General features: G+C 51.8%; 16 protein-coding genes. 10 read left to right on the plus strand and 6 right to left on the minus strand.

From position 1 onward, the window contains the following. The first annotated feature begins 17 nt into the window (after positions 1 to 17). The 5 genes from spoT to AACH44_RS20645 all read left to right on the plus strand — a co-directional run bounded on the left by spoT (position 18) and on the right by AACH44_RS20645 (position 8,302). Positions 18 to 2,117 carry a bifunctional GTP diphosphokinase/guanosine-3',5'-bis pyrophosphate 3'-pyrophosphohydrolase gene (gene spoT / locus AACH44_RS20625; RefSeq protein ID WP_261849944.1) on the plus strand — a complete coding sequence of 700 codons (2,100 nt, stop codon included), beginning with the start codon at positions 18 to 20 and terminating at the stop codon, positions 2,115 to 2,117. A gap of 5 nt (positions 2,118 to 2,122) precedes the next feature. Continuing rightward, complete coding sequence (gene trmH / locus AACH44_RS20630; RefSeq protein WP_261849943.1) at positions 2,123 to 2,815, plus strand: tRNA (guanosine(18)-2'-O)-methyltransferase TrmH; 693 nt, start codon at positions 2,123 to 2,125, stop codon at positions 2,813 to 2,815. Further along, on the plus strand, positions 2,815 to 4,896 hold the full coding sequence (gene recG, locus AACH44_RS20635) for an ATP-dependent DNA helicase RecG (RefSeq protein ID WP_261849942.1): 2,082 nt from the start codon (positions 2,815 to 2,817) through the stop codon (positions 4,894 to 4,896). Before trmH ends, recG begins: the two co-directional genes overlap by 1 nt. 168 nt (positions 4,897 to 5,064) lie before the next feature. Then, positions 5,065 to 6,453 (plus strand): nucleobase:cation symporter-2 family protein, encoded by a 1,389-nt coding sequence (locus tag AACH44_RS20640; RefSeq protein ID WP_261849941.1) that lies wholly within the window; start codon positions 5,065 to 5,067, stop codon positions 6,451 to 6,453. 157 nt (positions 6,454 to 6,610) lie between these two features. Then, entirely contained in the window at positions 6,611 to 8,302 is a 1,692-nt protein-coding gene (locus tag AACH44_RS20645; protein WP_261849940.1) for an AsmA family protein, read from the plus strand. 201 nt (positions 8,303 to 8,503) lie between these two features. On the opposite strand, the gene fabY is transcribed toward AACH44_RS20645, so the two are convergent. The 4 genes from fabY to typA all read right to left on the minus strand — a co-directional run bounded on the left by fabY (position 8,504) and on the right by typA (position 12,629). Continuing rightward, positions 8,504 to 9,445 carry a fatty acid biosynthesis protein FabY gene (gene fabY / locus AACH44_RS20650; RefSeq protein WP_261849939.1) on the minus strand — a complete coding sequence of 314 codons (942 nt, stop codon included), beginning with the start codon at positions 9,443 to 9,445 and terminating at the stop codon, positions 8,504 to 8,506. 85 nt (positions 9,446 to 9,530) lie between these two features. After that, positions 9,531 to 9,968 carry a D-aminoacyl-tRNA deacylase gene (gene dtd, locus AACH44_RS20655; RefSeq protein WP_014702091.1) on the minus strand — a complete coding sequence of 146 codons (438 nt, stop codon included), beginning with the start codon at positions 9,966 to 9,968 and terminating at the stop codon, positions 9,531 to 9,533. 64 nt (positions 9,969 to 10,032) lie between these two features. Beyond that, complete coding sequence (yihX, locus tag AACH44_RS20660; protein ID WP_261849938.1) at positions 10,033 to 10,644, minus strand: glucose-1-phosphatase; 612 nt, start codon at positions 10,642 to 10,644, stop codon at positions 10,033 to 10,035. A 161-nt stretch (positions 10,645 to 10,805) separates the two neighbouring features. Continuing rightward, positions 10,806 to 12,629 carry a ribosome-dependent GTPase TypA gene (typA, locus tag AACH44_RS20665; RefSeq protein WP_261849937.1) on the minus strand — a complete coding sequence of 608 codons (1,824 nt, stop codon included), beginning with the start codon at positions 12,627 to 12,629 and terminating at the stop codon, positions 10,806 to 10,808. A gap of 369 nt (positions 12,630 to 12,998) precedes the next feature. Here typA and glnA point away from each other — a divergent pair, with 369 nt between their 5' ends. From glnA to AACH44_RS20685, 4 genes are all read left to right on the plus strand, one after another. Beyond that, positions 12,999 to 14,408, plus strand: coding sequence for a glutamate--ammonia ligase (glnA, locus tag AACH44_RS20670; protein ID WP_261849936.1), 1,410 nt, complete (start codon positions 12,999 to 13,001; stop codon positions 14,406 to 14,408). 202 nt (positions 14,409 to 14,610) lie between these two features. Beyond that, positions 14,611 to 15,660 carry a nitrogen regulation protein NR(II) gene (gene glnL, locus AACH44_RS20675; RefSeq protein WP_261849952.1) on the plus strand — a complete coding sequence of 350 codons (1,050 nt, stop codon included), beginning with the start codon at positions 14,611 to 14,613 and terminating at the stop codon, positions 15,658 to 15,660. An 8-nt stretch (positions 15,661 to 15,668) separates the two neighbouring features. Next, positions 15,669 to 17,081 carry a nitrogen regulation protein NR(I) gene (glnG, locus tag AACH44_RS20680; protein WP_039349760.1) on the plus strand — a complete coding sequence of 471 codons (1,413 nt, stop codon included), beginning with the start codon at positions 15,669 to 15,671 and terminating at the stop codon, positions 17,079 to 17,081. 143 nt (positions 17,082 to 17,224) lie between these two features. Next, positions 17,225 to 17,362 carry a YshB family small membrane protein gene (locus AACH44_RS20685; RefSeq protein ID WP_338659444.1) on the plus strand — a complete coding sequence of 46 codons (138 nt, stop codon included), beginning with the start codon at positions 17,225 to 17,227 and terminating at the stop codon, positions 17,360 to 17,362. Between the two features lie 57 nt (positions 17,363 to 17,419). Here AACH44_RS20685 and hemN read toward each other — a convergent pair whose 3' ends face one another. Both hemN and yihI read right to left on the minus strand, forming a co-directional pair. Then, positions 17,420 to 18,793 (minus strand): oxygen-independent coproporphyrinogen III oxidase, encoded by a 1,374-nt coding sequence (gene hemN, locus AACH44_RS20690; protein ID WP_224717749.1) that lies wholly within the window; start codon positions 18,791 to 18,793, stop codon positions 17,420 to 17,422. A gap of 243 nt (positions 18,794 to 19,036) precedes the next feature. After that, positions 19,037 to 19,594: a Der GTPase-activating protein YihI gene (gene yihI, locus AACH44_RS20695; protein WP_261849935.1), complete on the minus strand. Its 558-nt coding sequence runs from the start codon at positions 19,592 to 19,594 to the stop codon at positions 19,037 to 19,039. Positions 19,595 to 19,797: 203 nt separating this feature from the next. On the opposite strand from yihI, the gene yihA reads away from it, so the two are divergent. Continuing rightward, complete coding sequence (gene yihA, locus AACH44_RS20700) at positions 19,798 to 20,433, plus strand: ribosome biogenesis GTP-binding protein YihA/YsxC (protein WP_261849934.1); 636 nt, start codon at positions 19,798 to 19,800, stop codon at positions 20,431 to 20,433. The last annotated feature ends 328 nt before the right edge of the window (positions 20,434 to 20,761 follow it).

The raw sequence follows: 20,761 nt of genomic DNA on the forward strand, positions 1-20,761 counted from the left end.
CACACCACGAGTCGCCCTTGTACATTTTTGAAAGCCTTAATCTGCTGATTCAACGTTATCTTCCCGAAGATCAGATCAAACGTTTACAGCAGGCTTACTTGGTTGCACGTGATGCTCACGAGGGGCAGACTCGCTCCAGCGGTGAACCCTACATCACACACCCTGTTGCCGTCGCCTGCATTCTGGCGGAGATGCGTCTCGATTACGAAACGCTGATGGCAGCACTGCTGCATGATGTCATAGAAGACACCCCCGCCACCTATCAGGACATGGAACAGCTTTTTGGTAAAAGCGTTGCTGAACTGGTAGAGGGCGTGTCCAAGCTGGACAAACTGAAGTTCCGCGATAAGAAAGAAGCGCAGGCTGAAAACTTTCGCAAAATGATCATGGCGATGGTGCAGGACATTCGCGTCATCCTGATCAAACTTGCAGACCGTACCCATAACATGCGCACGCTGGGTTCATTGCGCCCAGACAAACGTCGCCGCATTGCCCGTGAAACGCTGGAAATATACAGCCCACTGGCACACAGACTGGGTATCCATCACCTCAAAACTGAGCTGGAAGAACTGGGTTTTGAGGCGCTGTATCCGAATCGTTATCGCGTCATTAAAGAGGTCGTTAAGGCTGCGCGCGGTAACCGCAAGGAAATGATTCAGAAAATCCTGTCGGAAATCGAAGGCCGTTTGACAGAAGCCGGGATTGCCTGCCGCGTCAGCGGTCGCGAAAAACACCTGTACTCCATCTACTGCAAAATGCACCTGAAAGAGCAGCGTTTTCACTCCATCATGGATATCTACGCGTTTCGGGTCATCGTCAAAGAATTGGACACCTGCTATCGCGTGCTCGGTCAGGTTCATAGCCTGTATAAACCCCGCCCAGGCCGGGTGAAAGATTATATCGCCATTCCCAAAGCGAACGGCTACCAATCGCTGCATACGTCTCTGATTGGTCCGCATGGCGTTCCGGTCGAGGTGCAAATTCGCACCGACGACATGGATCAAATGGCAGAAATGGGTGTCGCGGCGCACTGGGCCTATAAAGAAGGCGAGAGCAGCACCACCGCACAGGTACGCGCCCAACGCTGGATGCAAAGCCTGCTGGAACTCCAGCAAAGTGCCGGTAGCTCGTTTGAATTTATCGAAAGCGTGAAGTCCGATCTCTTCCCTGACGAGATGTACGTCTTTACGCCGGAAGGCCGCATTGTTGAGCTTCCCGCCGGTGCGACGCCTGTCGATTTCGCCTACGCGGTGCACACCGATATTGGCCATGCCTGCGTCGGGGCACGCGTTGACCGTCAGCCTTACCCGCTGTCGCAGTCGCTCACCAGCGGTCAAACCGTTGAAATTATTACTGCACCGGGTGCCAGACCGAATGCCGCATGGCTTAACTTCGTGGTCAGCTCCAGAGCACGTTCAAAAATTCGCCAGATGCTGAAAAACCTCAAACGAGATGATTCCGTGAGTCTCGGACGCCGTTTACTGAACCACGCATTGGGCAATGGCCGCAAACTCTCTGACATCCCTGAGAAATCTATTCAGCTTGAGCTTGAGCGCATGAAGCTCGCCACGCTGGACGATCTGATGGCGGAAATTGGTATGGGCAACGCCATGAGCGTCGTGGTGGCGAAAAACCTGCTGAATGAACAGTCTGAACTGGGAAATACTGGGCTGCGCAAGTTGCCGATCAAAGGCGCAGATGGCGTGATGCTTTCCTTCGCCAAATGCTGTCGCCCCATCCCTGGCGATCCGATCATTGCCCATGTCAGCCCCGGTAAAGGGTTGGTGATTCACCATGAATCCTGCCGCAACATTCGCGGCTATCAGAAAGAACCTGAAAAATTCATGGCGGTAGAGTGGGATAAGGTGACGGAACAAGAGTTCATCGCCGAAATCAAAGTGGATATGTTCAACCATCAGGGCGCACTGGCGAACCTGACGGCAGCGATTAACGCGGCGAACTCCAATATTCAGAGCATCAATACGGAAGAGAGGGATGGCCGCGTATACAGCGCCTTTATCCGTCTCACTACCCTCGATCGCGTTCATTTGGCTAATATTATGCGTAAAATTCGCGTAATGCCGGATGTCATCAAAGTTAACCGTAACCGAAATTAATCGTCATGACACCTCAACGTTATGCACGCATAAAAGAAATGCTCAACTGCCGTCAGCCCGATCTGACGATTTGCATGGAGCAGGTGCATAAACCGCATAATATTTCGGCCGTGATCCGCACTGCGGATGCCGTCGGCGTACATCAGGTCCATGCGATTTGGCCCACCAGCCGAATGAAAACGCTGGTTTCCTCCGCCGCGGGCAGTAATAGTTGGGTAGAAGTTAAAACCCATCGCACCATACATGATGCGGTCGGCCATCTGAAGGATGAGGGGATGCAGGTTCTGGCGACCAATTTGTCTGAACACGCGGTCGATTTTCGGGAAATTGATTACACTCGCCCGACCTGTATTCTGCTCGGACAAGAAAAAACCGGCATTACTGCCGAAGCACTCAAGCTGGCCGATCGAGATATCATCATTCCGATGACTGGCATGGTGCAGTCGCTGAATGTGTCTGTAGCCTCGGCGTTGATCCTGTATGAAGCCCAGCGCCAGCGCCAGATCGCTGGCATGTACCAGCGTGAAGACAGTCCGTTGGATGAAGAAGAGCAGCAGCGCCTGCTGTTTGAAGGGGGCTATCCAGTACTGGCACGCGTCGCAAAACGTAAAGGGCTGCCTCGCCCTTATATTGACCATCAGGGTCAGATTGTAGCGGATACCCCGTGGTGGGCCGCGATGCAATCGTCGGAGTGCTGATGAAAGGCCGCCTGCTGAACACCCAACCGCTGAGTACACTTGCCGGTGTGGGTGCAAGTCAGGCAACAAAACTCGCACGACTCGGTTTGGAAACCGTGCAGGATCTCTTACTGCATTTGCCTTTACGCTACGAAGACCGTACGCATCTTTACCCGATTGGTGATCTCCTCCCTGGCATGTATGCCACCGTGGAAGGTGAAATTCTACGCAACGACATCACCTTTGGCAGCCGTCGCATGTTGACCTGCCAAATCAGCGACGGCAGCGGCATGCTGACCATGCGCTTCTTCAATTTCAGCGCTGCGATGAAAAACAGTCTCGCACCGGGACAGCGCGTTACCGCTTATGGCGAGATCAAGCGTGGTAAAATCGGTGCGGAGATCATCCATCCTGAATATCGTGTTCAGGGGGATAATACGCAGGTCGAGTTACAAGAATCACTCACGCCCGTTTACCCCTCCACAGAGGGCATTCGTCAGGCGACCCTGCGCAAGCTCACCGATCAGGCGCTGGAGCTACTTACCGCAAATCACATTGATGAATTACTGCCTGAATCACTAAGCGGCTCGCTCATTAGCCTGCCGGACGCGTTGCGCACGTTACATCGTCCCCCGCCGGATATGCAGCTCAGTGAGCTTGAGAATGGGAAACACCCGGCGCAGCAGCGACTGATTATGGAAGAATTGCTGGCGCATAACCTGAGCCTGCTTGCCGTGCGAGCAGGGGAGCAGCGGCATAAAGCGTCGCCGCTACCCGCTAAAGACAGTTTGAAACAGCAACTGCTCGCCGCCCTGCCGTTCACCCCCACGCAGGCACAAGATCGTGTCGTGGCGGAGATCGAAACGGATATGGAGAAAGATTTCCCGATGATGCGGCTGGTGCAGGGTGATGTGGGCTCAGGGAAAACGCTGGTCGCCGCGCTGGCCGCATTACGTGCTATTGCCAATGGCAAACAGGTCGCGCTAATGGCACCAACAGAGCTATTGGCCGAACAACACGCGCATAATTTTCGTCAGTGGTTCGAACCATTAGGGCTTGAAGTCGGTTGGCTAGCTGGTAAACAAAAAGGAAAAGCGCGTCAGGCGCAGCAGGACGCTATTGCTAGCGGCCAGGTTTCCATGGTTGTTGGGACACACGCCATTTTCCAGCAACAGGTGAAATTCAACGGATTGGCATTGGTCATCATTGATGAACAGCATCGCTTTGGCGTGCATCAACGCCTTGCGCTGTGGGAAAAAGGCGAAGAGCAGGGTTTTCATCCTCATCAGTTGATTATGACCGCCACCCCCATTCCCCGTACGCTGGCGATGACAGCCTATGCCGATCTAGATACTTCTGTTATTGATGAGCTACCGCCGGGTAGAACCCCTGTCACCACGGTCGCGATACCAGACTCACGCCGCAGCGACATCATCGAACGTGTGAATAGCGCCTGTCAGCAGGAAGGTCGCCAGGCTTATTGGGTCTGTACACTGATTGAAGAATCCGATCTCTTGGAAGCGCAGGCAGCAGAAGCCACCAGCGAAGAGCTGAAGGCTGCTCTGCCGAACCTCAAGGTTGGATTGGTTCACGGCCGCATGAAAGCGCAAGAAAAACAGGCGGTAATGCAGTCGTTTAAACAGGGGGATCTGCAACTGCTGGTGGCAACCACCGTCATCGAAGTCGGGGTTGATGTACCCAATGCTAGCCTGATGATTATTGAAAACCCAGAACGTCTAGGTCTGGCGCAATTGCACCAATTACGCGGGCGTGTCGGACGCGGTGCGGTGGCATCCCACTGTGTGCTGCTTTATAAAACGCCCATGAGCAAAACCGCACAAAAACGTCTTCAGGTACTCCGCGATAGCAATGACGGCTTTGTCATCGCCCAACGCGATCTGGAAATTCGTGGGCCGGGGGAATTGTTAGGTACGCGTCAAACGGGTAATGCCGAGTTCAAAGTGGCCGATCTCCTGCGCGATCGGGATTTGATTCCACAGGTACACCGCGTTGCTCGCCATCTGCATGAGTACTATCCCGAGCATGCCATTGCGCTAATCGAGCGCTGGCTACCCGAGCGCGCACGCTACACCAACGCTTAATCACAGCAGCGCATTCTTCGTTTTTCTTAAAAGTATCACCTTACATAATAAGGTCTTGCTCATCAGACAAAATTCATATCGAAAAGATGCGTTAGCAAACGTTTGCTTTCAGCAAAGAGATCATTAAAATGCGCTCTTTGTCGTTTCAGGAACGCCAACACTCACATCATGACTACCACCACGGAAACGTCCCAAACAGAAGCCGCTGACGCCCCTCAGCGCAGTGAACTTATCTATCGTCTTGAAGACAGGCCGCCGCTGCCGCAAACGCTATTCGCCGCCAGCCAGCACCTGCTTGCCATGTTTGTTGCGGTGATTACTCCCGCGTTGCTGATCTGTCAGGCATTAGGTTTACCCGCTCAGGATACGCAGCGCATCATCAGTATGTCGCTTTTCGCTTCCGGCTTGGCCTCTATTCTACAAATTAAAACCTGGGGCCCCGTCGGTTCTGGTCTGCTGTCTATTCAGGGCACCAGCTTTAACTTCGTAACGCCGCTGATTATGGGTGGGCTGGCCTTGAAAAACGGTGGTGCGGATGTTCCCACGATGATGGCAGCACTGTTCGGTACGCTGATGGTTGCTTCCTTCACCGAAATCATTCTTTCACGTTTCCTGCATTTAACCCGTCGCATCATTACCCCGCTGGTTTCCGGCATTGTGGTGATGATCATTGGTCTGTCGCTGATTCAGGTCGGCCTGACCTCCATCGGTGGCGGCTATGCCGCAATGGGTAATAGTACCTTCGGCGCACCCAAGAATTTATTATTAGCGGGCGCAGTGTTGCTGGTGATTATTCTGCTTAACCGCCAGCGTAACCCTTACCTGCGCGTCGCGTCGCTGGTGATTGCCATGGCGGTGGGTTATCTGGGTGCCTGGTTGATGGGAATGCTGCCGGAAAGCACGCCAGCGCCACACGATACCGTCATCATGGTGCCCACGCCGCTGTATTACGGTTTAGGTTTTGACTGGAATCTGTTGGTTCCGCTGATACTCGTCTTCATGGTCACATCGTTAGAAACCATCGGTGATATCACCGCGACTTCCGACGTTTCTGAGCAGCCAGTCAGAGGCCCGCTGTACATGAAACGCTTGAAAGGCGGCGTGCTGGCAAACGGTTTGAACTCTTGCCTGTCTGCTGTATTCAATACCTTCCCTAACTCGTGCTTCGGCCAGAATAACGGCGTCATCCAGCTTACCGGTGTTGCCAGCCGCTATGTCGGCTTCGTGGTTTCGCTGATGCTGATCGCACTGGGGCTGTTCCCTGCCGTCAGCGGATTTGTGCAGCATATTCCAGAGCCCGTTCTGGGCGGTGCCACTATCGTGATGTTTGGTACGATCGCCGCTTCCGGCGTACGTATTGTGTCCCGTGAACCGCTTAACCGTCGCGCAATCATGATTATTGCGCTGTCACTGGCTGTTGGTCTTGGCGTGTCACAGCAGCCGTTGATTCTGCAATTTGCGCCGGATTGGATTAAAACATTACTGTCTTCTGGTATTGCCGCTGGTGGGATTACGGCGATCGTGTTGAATATGGTTTTCCCACACGAAGAAAAATAGCGCCAGCACGCAATAATTTCTGTTCAATTCATGTAAAAGCGAGCGGTGATGCAACACCGCTCGCTTTTTACTGTCTGTAACAGCATTACCTATTGAGCCTTCAGGGAAATTGCGGCATAAGAACAGTTCTCCCTGACGATTGGCATGGACTGACACGATGAAATTTATCGGGAAATTATTGCTGACCCTGCTGCTACTGGCCTTTTTAGCGCTGGTGGTCGTATACGTATTACTGCAAACCAGTTGGGCGGCAGGCTGGGTAAGCAATTGGGTAAACCAGAACACCGACTACCAGTTATCACTGGGCAAAATGAATCATGACTGGTCAACCGCCGATCATATCCAACTCACTGACGTCAGTTTTGGTCATAAAAACCAACCGCCGACCCTCACTGCAAAGCAGGTTTCCGCAGGGTTTAGCGTGCGCCAAATTACCGATCCGCGTCATTTTGCCAGCCTGGAATTAGAAGGCGGTACGCTGAACCTTTCCTCACAGGCAGCCACACTTCCTATCGAAGCCGACGTGCTACAGTTGCGTACCATGGCACTACAGGCAAAAGACGGTGATTGGCGCTTGAATGGTCAACAGATCAACGGCGGAATGATGCCGTGGCAGCCCGAAGCGGGTTATCTACTGGGCAAACAGGGGCAGTTCCAGCTCAGCGCCCGTTCACTCGAACTCAATGATATTCCTGCCAGTCAGGTCTTAGTGCAGGGCGAAATTAACCACAACCAACTGACGCTGAGTAATTTCGGCGCCGATGTTGCTCAAGGGCAGCTAACGGGCAACGCCAGTCGCGCAGAAGACGGCAGTTGGCAGATCGGTAGCCTACGACTCAGTAATGTTCGTTTGCAAACGCAAAGAACGCCGGAAGCCTTCTGGCAGCCTGTCACTGAACTGCCCTCTGTCACGGTTAACCGTTTTGATCTGATTGATGCTCGGATTGAAGGGCCAGGCTGGGCGTTTATCGATCTGGATGTCGCACTGCAAAATGTCACGTTTAAGCAGAATGACTGGCAGAGCGAAGGGGGGACGCTGTCGTTCAATGCAACCGATATTGTGAACGGTAATATGCATCTTATTGACCCGATCGTAAACCTGGATTTGTCTCCGGCGGGCGTTAACATCAAGCAATTTTCTACGCGTTGGGAAGGCGGTTTACTGCGAACCAATGGCAACTGGCAGCGAAACAACCGCCGTTTACAGCTGAATGAATTTGTTGTCGCCGGGATGGAGTACACGCTCCCCAGTGACTGGCGCCAACGCTGGCAAGCGACGCTGCCATCCTGGCTGGCAGAAGTGAATGTGCGAAAATTCACGGCGAACCGCAACCTACTGATCGATATCAACCCAGACTTCCCTTTCCAGCTCACGGCGCTAGATGGCTACGGCAGTGATTTACTACTGGCTCGCAATCACCAATGGGGAGTGTGGACAGGATCGTTGAATCTTAATGCCAGCGACGCGACGTTCAATAAAGTCGATGTTCGCCGCCCTTCGATGGCGCTAGTGGCCGATGACAACCAGATAACCATTAACGAACTCAGTGCATTTACGCAAAATGGCATGCTGGATGCCAAGGCAACCATCAACCAGCAACCAGCACGCAATGTCTCCCTGTCACTGACAGGGCGCGCCGTACCGCTGGATGTTCTGACACGTTGGGGATGGCCAGAACCCGCAACCGCACCGACGGGTAACACCAATCTGCAATTGCAGTTGAATGGACGACTTGCCGCTGATACACCGCTGAAACCAACGCTAAACGGTACGCTGCAAGGCGTGGATAGCAGTGACCACTCAATCAGACAACAAATGCATCAAGGAACCGTGACGGAAAGGCAGTAACTGTTATGGTATTCAAAATACGGACGGGGGAACGGTGATGAGGCTCCTGCAAGGATGCCTCGCGCCTTGGTAGCCCCCAGTACTTCGATCCTGAAACGATCGACATTAGGGCATCCCATTAAAAATCTTTAGGATTACGATGACAAGATACGAATATCACGATGTACTAATGAGAAGAACGTCATAATAGATGGCTGTGGGTTAATCTACTTCCGATCCGCCCTTTTCCAATGGCGCATCCGGCTGAGCAGGCAACACAATATAAACGCCTTCAAATAACGCGCCTTTATTGTCATCACCAAAGAGCTCGACGTTTAACTGCACGCGAGCTTTACGTCCACGCGCAAGGCGATCCAGATCGCCACTCAGCGAGCCTAAATCAGCAATCGCGCTCGGCCGACCACTCACCGGCGCACTGTAGCGGATGTGTGCGTCTGCCAGAATAATGGTTCCACCAAGGTGCCGTTCACGCAACAACAACCAGATCAATCCCCAACCGGTGAGCGTAGCAAGAGAAAACATGCTGCCAGCAAAAAGCGTGTGGTGTGGGTTCTGATTACCCGCTTCAGGCATGGTGGTGATAAATTTTTTGCCAGTGTATTGGCTTATCCTCACCCCCATTTTTTCACTCAGAGGGATGTGCTCATACCAGGCCTGTTGCAACTGCCCGCACCAGTCAGGGCGGTGTAAAATATCATCCAGCGTCGCCACCGGTTTGATCATCAGGAAGTGACGCACAGGCGTCGTTTGTGGCGCGGTGATTTCCCCCTGATTAACAAAACCCAGCTTGGAGAAGAAATCCATGGCATCTTCACGGGCGCTACAGACTACGCGCTTGACGCTTTCCTGACGCGCGACGGACTCCAGGGTAATCGCAAGCAACGTGCCTAACCCTTTCCCCCGCAGATCGGGATGAACGGCTAAGAAACGGATCGACGCTTCATTATCTGCATTAATAGAAAGACGCCCAATCGCGACCAGCTTCCCTTGCTCATCAACCACCGTTTGGTGATGTGCCAGCGCATCATAGGCATCGCGTTCGGAGCCTAGCGGCTGGTGTAGGGGTTTACGCAGCATTTCCCAGCGAAATTGATAGTACGCATCCAGTTCTTCCGCGCTTTCAGGTACTCTCAAATGATACATAACCCTTCCTCTATACCGAGATGCCTGATTGCATCAGGATTCATAAAACCAGACAGCCAATAAACTTATACACCGAACGATAAGTTTATGTTTGTAGCCAGAACGTCACCGGGCCATCATTCACCAACGCCACTTTCATATCCGCCGCAAACTGCCCCGTTTCTGTGTGAACGCCTTGTTCACGACACTGCCCGACAAAATACTGATAGAGGCGATCGGCCTCTGAGGGATGCGCACCGCGAGAAAATCCAGGCCGCATGCCACGCTGCGTATCGGCTACCAGCGTAAACTGGGAAACCACCAGCACATTGCCGCCAGCCTGACGAACATTGAGGTTCATTTTCCCGTCATCGTCACCGAATATCCGGTAACCCAATACGCGTTCGCAAAGTCGTGTGGCTTTTTGTTCGTCATCACCTTGCTCAACGCCCAGCAATATCAGTAAACCCTTATCGATTTCCCCAATGATATTGCCTTCTACCGTAACGCTGGCGCTGGAAACCCGCTGAATTAGCGCAATCATAAAACCCAACTACTCCTGATGTTATCATTCCCAATAGGGGCTGTGTCGGCCCCAGCGATATAAATCATGCTTTGGCCGTCGTTGTCTGCATCGCGAAAAAATCCGGCACCACCTGACGATCGGTCACCAGAATGCTGTGAATGCACAGACTCTGCGCAGCATCAACATTTGCAGGGTTATCGTCAAAAAACACGGCCTGCGCAGGCATAACACCTTCCTGTGTCAGGACATAGTGGTAAATCGCCAATTCAGGCTTACGTAGCCCAATGTCTTGCGATAAATAGAGTTTGTCAGCCGCCACCTCCACTTCTGGGAATAGTGCTGGCCAGTGTGAACAATGGAGGCGATTGGTATTCGACAGAACCACCACGCGGTGTCCTTCCTGACGCAAACGCTGCATGATGTCGATAACCTCAGGACGCAGTGCGACAAAAATAGCCTGCCAGCCAGCGGTGAACTGTTCGAAACTCAGAGCAATGCCCATTTCCTGGCACAGTCTGGTGGCAAATTCCTCGTCGCTAATTTCGCCTCGCTCGTGCTGTTCAAACGTTTCGCCCATGGCAAAACGCTCTTGCAGCGTTGCGAGCGGCGCGCTGCTCAGATTACTCCAAACGCCCAATACCCTTTTGAAATCAATATCAATGACAACATTACCCAAATCAAAGATATACAGCATGGCAGCTACCTCCTGACGTAATCGTAGGATTTTCACTGTAGCGGGAAATGGCATAACTGAACAGGGAGGAAATATAAGGAAAGGTTAAAGTGGAAGAAAGCGCATAAAATTCAGGGCACCCGAAGGTGCCCTGTTGTGTGACAAGACAAATCCGTCTGAAATTAGACGTCTTTGCTGCCGCGGCTCGCGCGTTTACGATCGTTTTCGGTCAGGTGACGCTTACGAATACGAATAGACTGTGGCGTAACTTCAACCAGTTCGTCGTCATCAATGAACTCCAACGCTTGTTCCAGAGACATTTTGATCGCGGGAACCAGCGTGGTCGCTTCATCGGTACCTGATGCACGCATGTTGGTCAGTTTCTTACCGGTCAGACAGTTGACTGTCAGATCGTTAGAACGTGAGTGAATACCGATGATTTGGCCTTCATACACTTCTGCACCGTGTCCGAGGAACAGCTTACCGCGATCTTGCAGGCTGAACAGCGCAAACGCGACCGCTTTACCCTGACCGTTGGAAACCAGCACGCCGTTCTGACGCTGGCCGATTTCACCCGGACGCACGTCATCGTAGTGGCTGAACGTGGAGTACAGCAGACCGGTACCAGACGTCATTGTCATGAATTCGGTACGGAAACCGATCAGACCGCGAGCTGGGATCAGGTAATCCAGACGGATACGACCTTTACCATCTGGGATCATGTCTTTCACATCACCTTTACGCTCACCCATGGCTTGCATGACTGAACCCTGGTGCTGTTCTTCGATGTCCAGCGTCACGTTTTCAAACGGCTCTTGGTTACGGCCATCGATAACGCGGTTGATAACTTTCGGACGTGATACGGCCAGTTCAAAGCCTTCACGACGCATGTTCTCAATCAGAACAGACAGGTGCAATTCACCACGACCAGAAACGCGGAACGCATCGGCGTCTTCGGTTTCGTCAACGCGCAGGGCGACGTTGTGCACCAGTTCTTTGTTCAGACGCTCCAGAATCTGGCGCGACGTCACATACTTACCTTCTTTACCGCAGAACGGTGAGGTATTGACGTTGAAGAACATGGTAACGGTAGGCTCATCCACGCTCAGTGCTGGCAGCGCTTCGACATTCTGCGGATCACAGATGGTGTCGGAAATGTTCAGCTCGCCCAGACCAGTAATCGCGATGATATCGCCCGCTTCTGCTTCAGTCGCGTCGATACGCTCCAGACCCAGGTGAGTCAGAACTTTACCCACTTTACCGTTACGGGTTTTGCCTTCGCTATCAACAATAGTAATTTGTTGGTTAGGCTTAACTTTACCGCGCTTGATACGGCCGATACCGATGACGCCAACATAGTTGTTGTAGTCCAGCTGAGAGATCTGCATCTGGAACGGCGCATCCATCTCAACCTGAGGCGGAGAAACATGATCGACAATCGCCTGATACAGCGGAGTCATATCTTCCGCCATGTCGGTATGGTCGAGACCCGCAATACCATTCAGCGCAGAAGCATAAATGATCGGGAAATCCAGTTGCTCGTCAGTCGCATCCAGGTTCACGAACAGGTCGAATACCTGATCGACAACCCAGTCAGGACGCGCACCAGGGCGGTCAACTTTGTTGATAACCACAATAGGCTTCAGACCGTTGGCAAACGCTTTTTTGGTCACGAAACGAGTTTGCGGCATCGGGCCATCCATCGCATCAACAACCAGCAGTACCGAGTCAACCATCGACATAACACGCTCAACCTCGCCGCCGAAATCGGCGTGTCCCGGGGTATCTACGATGTTAATACGGTAGTCTTTCCAATTAATGGCGGTATTTTTTGCGAGGATAGTAATTCCACGCTCTTTCTCCAAATCGTTGGAGTCCATTACACGCTCAGTTGCTTCGACACGTTCACCGAACGTTCCGGATTGTTGCAACAGCTTGTCAACCAGGGTGGTTTTCCCATGGTCAACGTGCGCAATAATGGCGATGTTACGCAAATTTTCGATCACAGCTTTGCCTCAGGCATTTAGAAATAGCGCGCTATTGTACACGTATTAATCGAGGGACTAAACAAGATCACAAGCATCTATGATAAACAACCTAGAGCTGCCTGCTTTGTGATCCCTTTCACGGTGCAAAAGCGCTACAAGCGAACATCAATGCACTAAATAAGTGCAATAATTCACATACGAAGCACCATTTTGGTGCTTTAGACTATAATGGTGCAGTGGGTTTACGTGGGAAAGCCCCAAGGGGCAACACATTGCACGAATTTAAAAAGTTGGCACACTTTTAGCTTTAGTCTACTCACGGCAACAACATCAATCCACAACGATATTCGTTCCACGACGATAAATGACCAATCGGGAGAACCAAGTATGTCCGCAGAACATGTTTTGACGATGCTGAATGAGCACGAAGTGAAGTTTGTTGATTTACGCTTCACGGATACTAAAGGTAAAGAGCAGCACGTCACCATTCCGGCTCATCAAGTCAATGCCGACTTCTTCGAAGAAGGTAAAATGTTTGATGGTTCCTCGATTGGCGGCTGGAAAGGTATTAACGAGTCAGACATGGTTCTGATGCCTGATGCCAGCACCGCGATGATTGATCCGTTCTTCGAAGATTCCACGCTGATCATTCGTTGTGACATCCTTGAGCCAGGCACCATGCAGGGCTATGACCGCGACCCGCGCTCTATCGCGAAACGTGCGGAAGATTTCCTGCGTTCTTCTGGCATTGCCGACACCGTACTGTTCGGGCCTGAGCCAGAATTCTTCCTGTTCGATGACATCCGTTTCGGCAGCAGCACGTCCGGTTCTCACGTTGCTATCGACGACATCGAAGCTTACTGGAACTCCGGTAAAGCATACGAAGGCGGTAACAAAGGTCACCGTCCTGGCCTGAAAGGCGGCTACTTCCCAGTTCCACCAGTCGATTCATCACAGGACATCCGTTCTGCTATGTGTCTGACCATGGAGCAAATGGGTCTGGTTGTTGAAGCTCACCACCACGAAGTGGCTACCGCTGGTCAGAACGAAGTGGCCACCCGCTTCAACACCATGACCAAAAAAGCGGACGAAATTCAGATCTACAAATATGTTGTGCATAACGTGGCTCACGCCTACGGCAAAACCGCGACCTTCATGCCAAAACCCATGTTCGGTGATAACGGTTCAGGTATGCACTGCCATATGTCCCTGTCTAAAGACGGTACTAACCTGTTCGCTGGCGACAAATACGGCGGCCTGTCTGAACTGGCTCTGTTCTACATCGGCGGTGTTATCAAGCACGCTAAAGCCATCAATGCTCTGGCGAACCCAACCACCAACTCCTACAAGCGCCTGGTCCCGGGCTATGAAGCTCCAGTTATGCTGGCTTATTCTGCCCGTAACCGTTCTGCTTCAATCCGTATCCCAGTGGTTGCTAGCCCGAAAGCGCGTCGCATCGAAGCGCGCTTCCCTGACCCAGCAGCTAACCCGTACCTGTGCTTCGCTGCACTGCTGATGGCTGGCCTTGACGGCATCATCAACAAAATCCACCCTGGCGATGCCATGGACAAAAACCTGTACGACCTGCCGCCAGAAGAAGAAGCAGAAATTCCAAAAGTTGCAGGTTCTCTGGACGAAGCTCTGGCTGCATTGAACGAAGACCGCGAATTCCTGACCCGTGGTGGCGTGTTCACTGACGACGCTATCGAAGCGTATATCGAACTGCGCAAATCTGAGATTGACCGCGTTCGTATGACGCCGCACCCAGTTGAGTTCGAACTGTACTACAGCGTTTAATTTACGACTTAGGCATGGTTGGGTGTGCTGATACTCAACCATGACCGATAAACAACAGAATATTAAGAAGTTTGTTTTTGTTGCCGTGGAAACGCTTCAGCCCATCTTCGGATGGGCTTTTTTCACCACCGGCATTGGCCGTTGCGACGTAACATCCATCATCCACACTACAATGCACCGTGACGGTGCGGGAGTCTGCGTTATGGCAACAGGCACGCTGCCCGATGCTGGGCAGATCCTAAATTCCCTGATAAATAGCATCTTATTGCTGGATAACGATCTGGCGATTCACTATTCCAACCCGGCAGCACAGCAATTACTGGCACAAAGCTCGCGTAAATTATCCGGCACACCGCTGCCGGATTTGCTGGGATATTTTTCTCTGAACATCGATCTACTGCGTGAAAGTCTGGATTCAGGGCAAGGTTTTACGGATAACGAAGTCACCCTCGTCGTGGATGGCAAAGCGCACATCATGTCGCTCACCGCTCAGCGGGTACAAAACGATTTTATCTTACTGGAAATGGCGCCGATGGATAATCAGCGCCGTCTCAGTCAGGAACAACTTCAACATGCACAACAGCAGGCCGCTCGTGATTTGGTCCGAGGCCTAGCGCATGAGATAAAGAATCCGCTTGGCGGATTGCGCGGAGCCGCGCAGCTGCTTGCCAAGGCGCTGCCCGACCCAGCATTGACGGAATACACCAAGGTCATTATTGAACAGGCGGATCGCCTGCGTAATCTGGTTGATCGTCTACTTGGGCCACAGCAGCCCGGCCTGCACGTCACCCAAAGCATCCATCAGGTTGCCGAACGCGTGTGTCAACTTGTTTCGCTGGAAAAGCCAGATAACGTGACGCTGATAAAAGATTATGATCCCAGCCTGCCAGAATTAATTCACGACCCTGATCAGATTGAACAGGTACTGCTGAACATTACCCGCAATGCGCTACAGGCGCTGGGTGAGGAAGGCGGGACGATTACAATACGTACCCGCACGGCTTTTCAGCTTACCTTGCACGGCGTGCGCTATCGCCTTGCCGCCCGTATTGACGTGGAAGATGACGGCCCCGGCGTCCCCGCTCAACTACAGGACACCCTGTTTTACCCGATGGTGAGCGGACGCGAAGGGGGCACTGGTTTAGGGCTTTCCATTGCCCGCAGTCTTATCGACCAGCACTCGGGTAAAATTGAATTTAACAGTTGGCCAGGACACACCGAATTCTCGGTTTACCTGCCCATTCGCCAGTGAGGTTCACAATGCAACGAGGGATAGTCTGGATTGTCGATGACGATAGCTCCATCCGTTGGGTGCTTGAGCGCGCGCTTGCTGGTGCGGGTTTAACCTGCGCAACGTTCGAGAACGGGAATCAGGTATTGCATGCGTTAGCGACACAAACGCCTGACGTTCTGCTGTCCGACATCCGCATGCCAGGAATGGATGGATTAGCGCTCTTACAGCAAATCAAGCAGCGCCACCCGATGCTCCCGGTCATCATTATGACGGCACATTCTGATTTGGATGCCGCTGTTAGCGCTTACCAACAGGGTGCGTTCGATTATTTGCCGAAACCGTTCGATATTGATGAGGCGGTTGCGCTAGTCGAACGCGCAATCAGCCATTATCTGGAGCAGCAGCAACCGGTACGTAACCAGCCGATTAATGGCCCGACAACGGATATTATCGGTGAAGCGCCAGCAATGCAGGATGTCTTTCGCATTATCGGTCGTCTATCTCGTTCGTCGATCAGCGTACTGATCAATGGCGAATCGGGAACCGGTAAAGAGCTGGTAGCACATGCTCTGCATCGCCATAGCCCGCGCACCAAAGCCCCTTTTATCGCGCTGAATATGGCCGCGATCCCTAAAGACCTGATAGAATCCGAGCTGTTCGGCCATGAAAAAGGCGCATTTACGGGTGCAAACCAGATCCGTCAGGGCCGCTTTGAGCAGGCTGATGGGGGTACGCTGTTTCTGGATGAAATCGGCGATATGCCGCTAGACGTACAAACACGTCTGCTGCGCGTACTGGCAGATGGACAGTTTTATCGCGTTGGCGGCTATGCAGCGGTGAAAGTAGATGTTCGCATTATTGCAGCAACGCACCAAAATCTTGAGCAGCGCGTGCAGGAAGGCAAATTCCGTGATGACCTGTTTCACCGCCTGAATGTGATCCGCGTTCATCTGCCACCATTGCGTGAGCGTCGGGAAGACATCCCCCGTCTGGCGCGTTATTTCTTGCAGGCCACGGCCAAAGAACTGGGCGTCGAGCCGAAGAATTTGCATCCAGAAGCAGAAACGGCATTAACCCGTTTACCGTGGCCTGGCAACGTGCGCCAATTGGAGAATACCTGCCGCTGGCTGACGGTTATGGCCGCCGGTCAGGAAGTATTGATCCAAGATCTGCCGCCTGAACTGTTCGAGACCACTGCGCCTGATTCTACCGTGCATATTCTGCCAGACAGTTGGGCCACGCTGTTGGCACAATGGGCCGATCGCGCACTGCGTTCCGGTCATCAAAACCTGTTGGCAGAAGCACAGCCAGAAATGGAAAGGACGTTGCTGACAACGGCACTGCGGCATACTCAGGGACATAAACAGGAAGCGGCAAGATTGCTGGGATGGGGCAGAAATACCCTGACGCGTAAATTAAAAGAGCTGGGAATGGAGTAGCGGGATTGTTTTTTTATTGCTCAATTGTTAACAAGCAATTTGGTGATAAAAAATACAATCTGGCGCACGAAATTGTCACTAATTTGTCCTTTACTTGCCTTGAGTCCGCAGTATGATCGTGTCGCTGATTCGGGAGGAATACCATGCTGGGCTCATTGATTTCTGCGGCAACACTTTCCGTTGCAACACACGGCGCTGAAATTGGCTCTGCGGCAAGCCATTCGCCGCAGGCTGCTATTGCCGCCGTTTTGTGTGCCGCACTGATTAACTTCTTTAGTTGATCATAAAAAACTCGAGAACAGCCAGTCGATGCTAACATCGACTGGCTGTTTTTTTGGTTAAATCACGCGGGAAAATTGCTGTGTTCTGAGCTTGTTACGTAGATAGACATCAAAGCACATACAGATATTGCGGATCAGCAAACGTCCTTTCGGCGTCACTACCAGCCCGTCTTCCTGACTATCGACCAGCCCATCGGCCACCAGCGGTGCCAGCAAGGCTAAATCTTGCTCAAAGTAGGTTTTAAAATCGATAGCGTATTCCGCTTCAATCGGCGCATAGCTGAGTTGGAAATTACAGATCAGCGTCTTAATCACATCGCGGCGAAGGCAGTCGTCACGTGTCAATTGCAGCCCACGCCACAAGCCATTTCCTTTGTCTTTGACCTGCGCATAATACTGCTTCAGCTCTTTCTGGTTCTGGGCATAGCTATCACCGATCATACTAATCGCCGAAACCCCCATCCCAAGCAGATCGCTATCGCCCTGTGTCGTATAGCCCTGAAAATTGCGATGCAACTTCCCTTCTCGCTGCGCCACCGCCAGCTCATCGTCTGGGCGCGCAAAGTGATCCATACCGATAAACTGATAGCCCGACTGCGTCAGCGATCCAATCGTCTGTTGCAGAATATCCAGCTTTTGTTCCGCGCTCGGTAAATCGGCTTCTTTAATCTTGCGCTGTGCCGCGAACAGGCTGGGTAAATGCGCATAGTTAAAGACGCTAAGCCGGTGAGGGTTTAATTCCGCAACGCGCTGTAGCGTAAAGGCGAAGCTTTCCGGCGTTTGTTTCGGTAGGCCGTAAATCAAATCAATATTGGTTGAGGTGAAGCCTAGCGCTTTTGCCCGCTCAATAAGAGCAAAAATAAAGTCTTCATCCTGCTCACGATTAACCAGTTTCTGAACGTCTTTATTAAAATCCTGCACGCCCATGCTAAGGCGGTTGAACCCTTCAGCCCGCAGATGATCGAGGACGTCCAGCTCAATTTCCCGCGGATCGACTTCAAGCGACAGCTCAGCCTGATCGGAAAAAGAGAACAGCTCGCGCAGCAGCGACATCAGCCGACTGATTTGTACTTTATTCAGGTAGGTTGGCGTACCGCCGCCCCAATGCAGTTGCGTCACCGTTCGTCCGACGAATAGCGGCGCGCGCTGGCGAATTTCCAACTCCAGCACATCAAGGTATTCATCCGCTTTATGCTGCTGACGCGTAACCAGCTTATTACAACCGCAGAAATAGCACAGCCGATGGCAAAAAGGGATGTGGATATACAGCGACAGCGGTCGCTGCGGATAACGGGCGATAGCCTGCTGAAACGCAGGCTCATCGTAAGCTTCACTGAATTCTAACGCTGTGGGATAAGACGTATAACGCGGCCCAGAATAGTTATATTTTTGAATCAGGGCCAGATCCCAGTCAACGGACGGTATCGACATATTCGCTCACTCCTTCCAGTTTTTACTCGGTGGGTTATCCTTACCCTCCTTCAGATCACCAAAAAACGGCGCTCAAAAACGTTTCCTACGTTTTGCTACTCGTCTCATCCCTGAGACACGCCCGTTAAGCAGGGCGCGATGCAACCGATGCTTACGCTTCGACAAGAGCCATAGTTTACTGAACAGACAGAGCAGATAAAACGCGACCAGCAATATCAGGAACAGAAACAGCCATTTCATTGATTAGAACGCGTCTTTCGGGTTATTACGTTTTAAAAGCTGCAACATGTCTTCCTGTTGCTCTTCTTCGTCATCATCATCACCCAGCTCGATTCCAAGCTCTTCCATCAGGATATCGATACGATCCAGCGTTTCATCAACCCATGACTGATCTTTGGCGCTCAGCGTTTCACCGCTATCCAGACGATCCAACAAGGCATCCAGACGCGTATCGTTTTCTAACATTTCCAGCTCTTCTTCTGGAGACATTGCTGGCTTGGCAGCAACGACTTTCTCCACGGGCTCAGAAGGCTTTGACTTAGGCTTCGGTTTAGCGATAGCGCTATCCAACACGCCAAGCTGTACAGGTTTTTTGCTACCAATACGCGGATCGGCGGCTTTACGCTGACCAGAACGCTGATCGGCGGACGCTTTTTCCTGAGTTCGGCTGCCTGACACGTGACCACGATGCTTTTTATCTTTTTTCCGCTCACGCGCTTCGCGCTCTAATTCTTCGCGGGTCTTTCTTTTTACTTTGGGCTTTTCTGCCTTATCGGCAGCCCCTTTGACAGGTCGGTTCATAATGTTGTTCTCAGGTACACAGATATAAGGGAAGTGCGGCGGAATCTAGCAGAAAGCCCGATAATAAAAAAGCGCCCACATCAGACGAGTGAGCTTTTCTTTTCATATCAGTCTGCTGCATTTTAAGGCAGATAAAACCGCCTTTATTGTCAGTTACAGGTATAATCCCCAACCAGACAGAGATCCAGACAGAGATAACGATCGTGACCCAGCAATATAACTACCACATGACGCGTTTTATCATCAGCGCCCCGGATATTCACCACCTGGCAACAGATAGCGGTATTGAAGTGGCCTTTGCTGGGCGTTCTAACGCCGGAAAATCCAGCGCGCTGAATACGCTGACCAACCAGAAAAACCTGGCACGAACCAGTAAAACACCGGGCCGAACTCAGTTGATTAACCTGTTCCAGGTGGCCGACGGCGTGCGTTTAGTCGATCTCCCTGGCTATGGTTATGCCGAAGTGCCAGAGCAAATGAAGATCAAATGGCAACGTGCGCTCGGTGAATACCTGCAAAAGCGTAACAGCCTAAAGGGTCTGGTTGTACTGATGGATATTCGTCATCCTCTGAAAGATCTCGATCAGCAAATGATTCAGTGGGCAGTCGATGTCGAGCTTCCGGTCTTAGTTCTGCTGACCAAAGCCGATAAGCTGGCTTCAGGTGCACGTAAGACACAGTTGCATAGGGTTCGCGAGGCTGTTGTACCATTTATGGGTGATATTCAAGTCGAGGCATTTTCGTCACTGAAAAAACTCGGCGTCGATAAACTACAGCAGAAATTGGACAACTGGTTCAGCACGCTGCCACACGCTGAAGAAGAACAAGAAGCAGAATAACCCTTTTGCGTGGTGCAGAGTATCATTTCATTACTCGCATCACGCCCTTACTTTCCGCGATAATCACCGACCAGAGACGTTTTTCTCACACTCGAACAACGCAAACGCATTGCAGCCTGTCACACAGCTACCGGCGTTTTGAGGGTAAAAATCCTGGATAAAGCCCATAAAAAACGCCCCGCTCAAAACTGAGCGGGGCGGCTAATATTCAGCCAAATCCGATTACGTGAAGTAAAAGGTCTGAAAGATAGAACATCTTACCTCTGTACCCTACGTCTTTAACTCTACCCTATTTTTTCACGGGAACAAAGGCTTTTTTGTTGTTTAC

Source organism: Pectobacterium araliae (genome assembly GCF_037076465.1).
Taxonomy (GTDB): domain Bacteria; phylum Pseudomonadota; class Gammaproteobacteria; order Enterobacterales; family Enterobacteriaceae; genus Pectobacterium; species Pectobacterium araliae.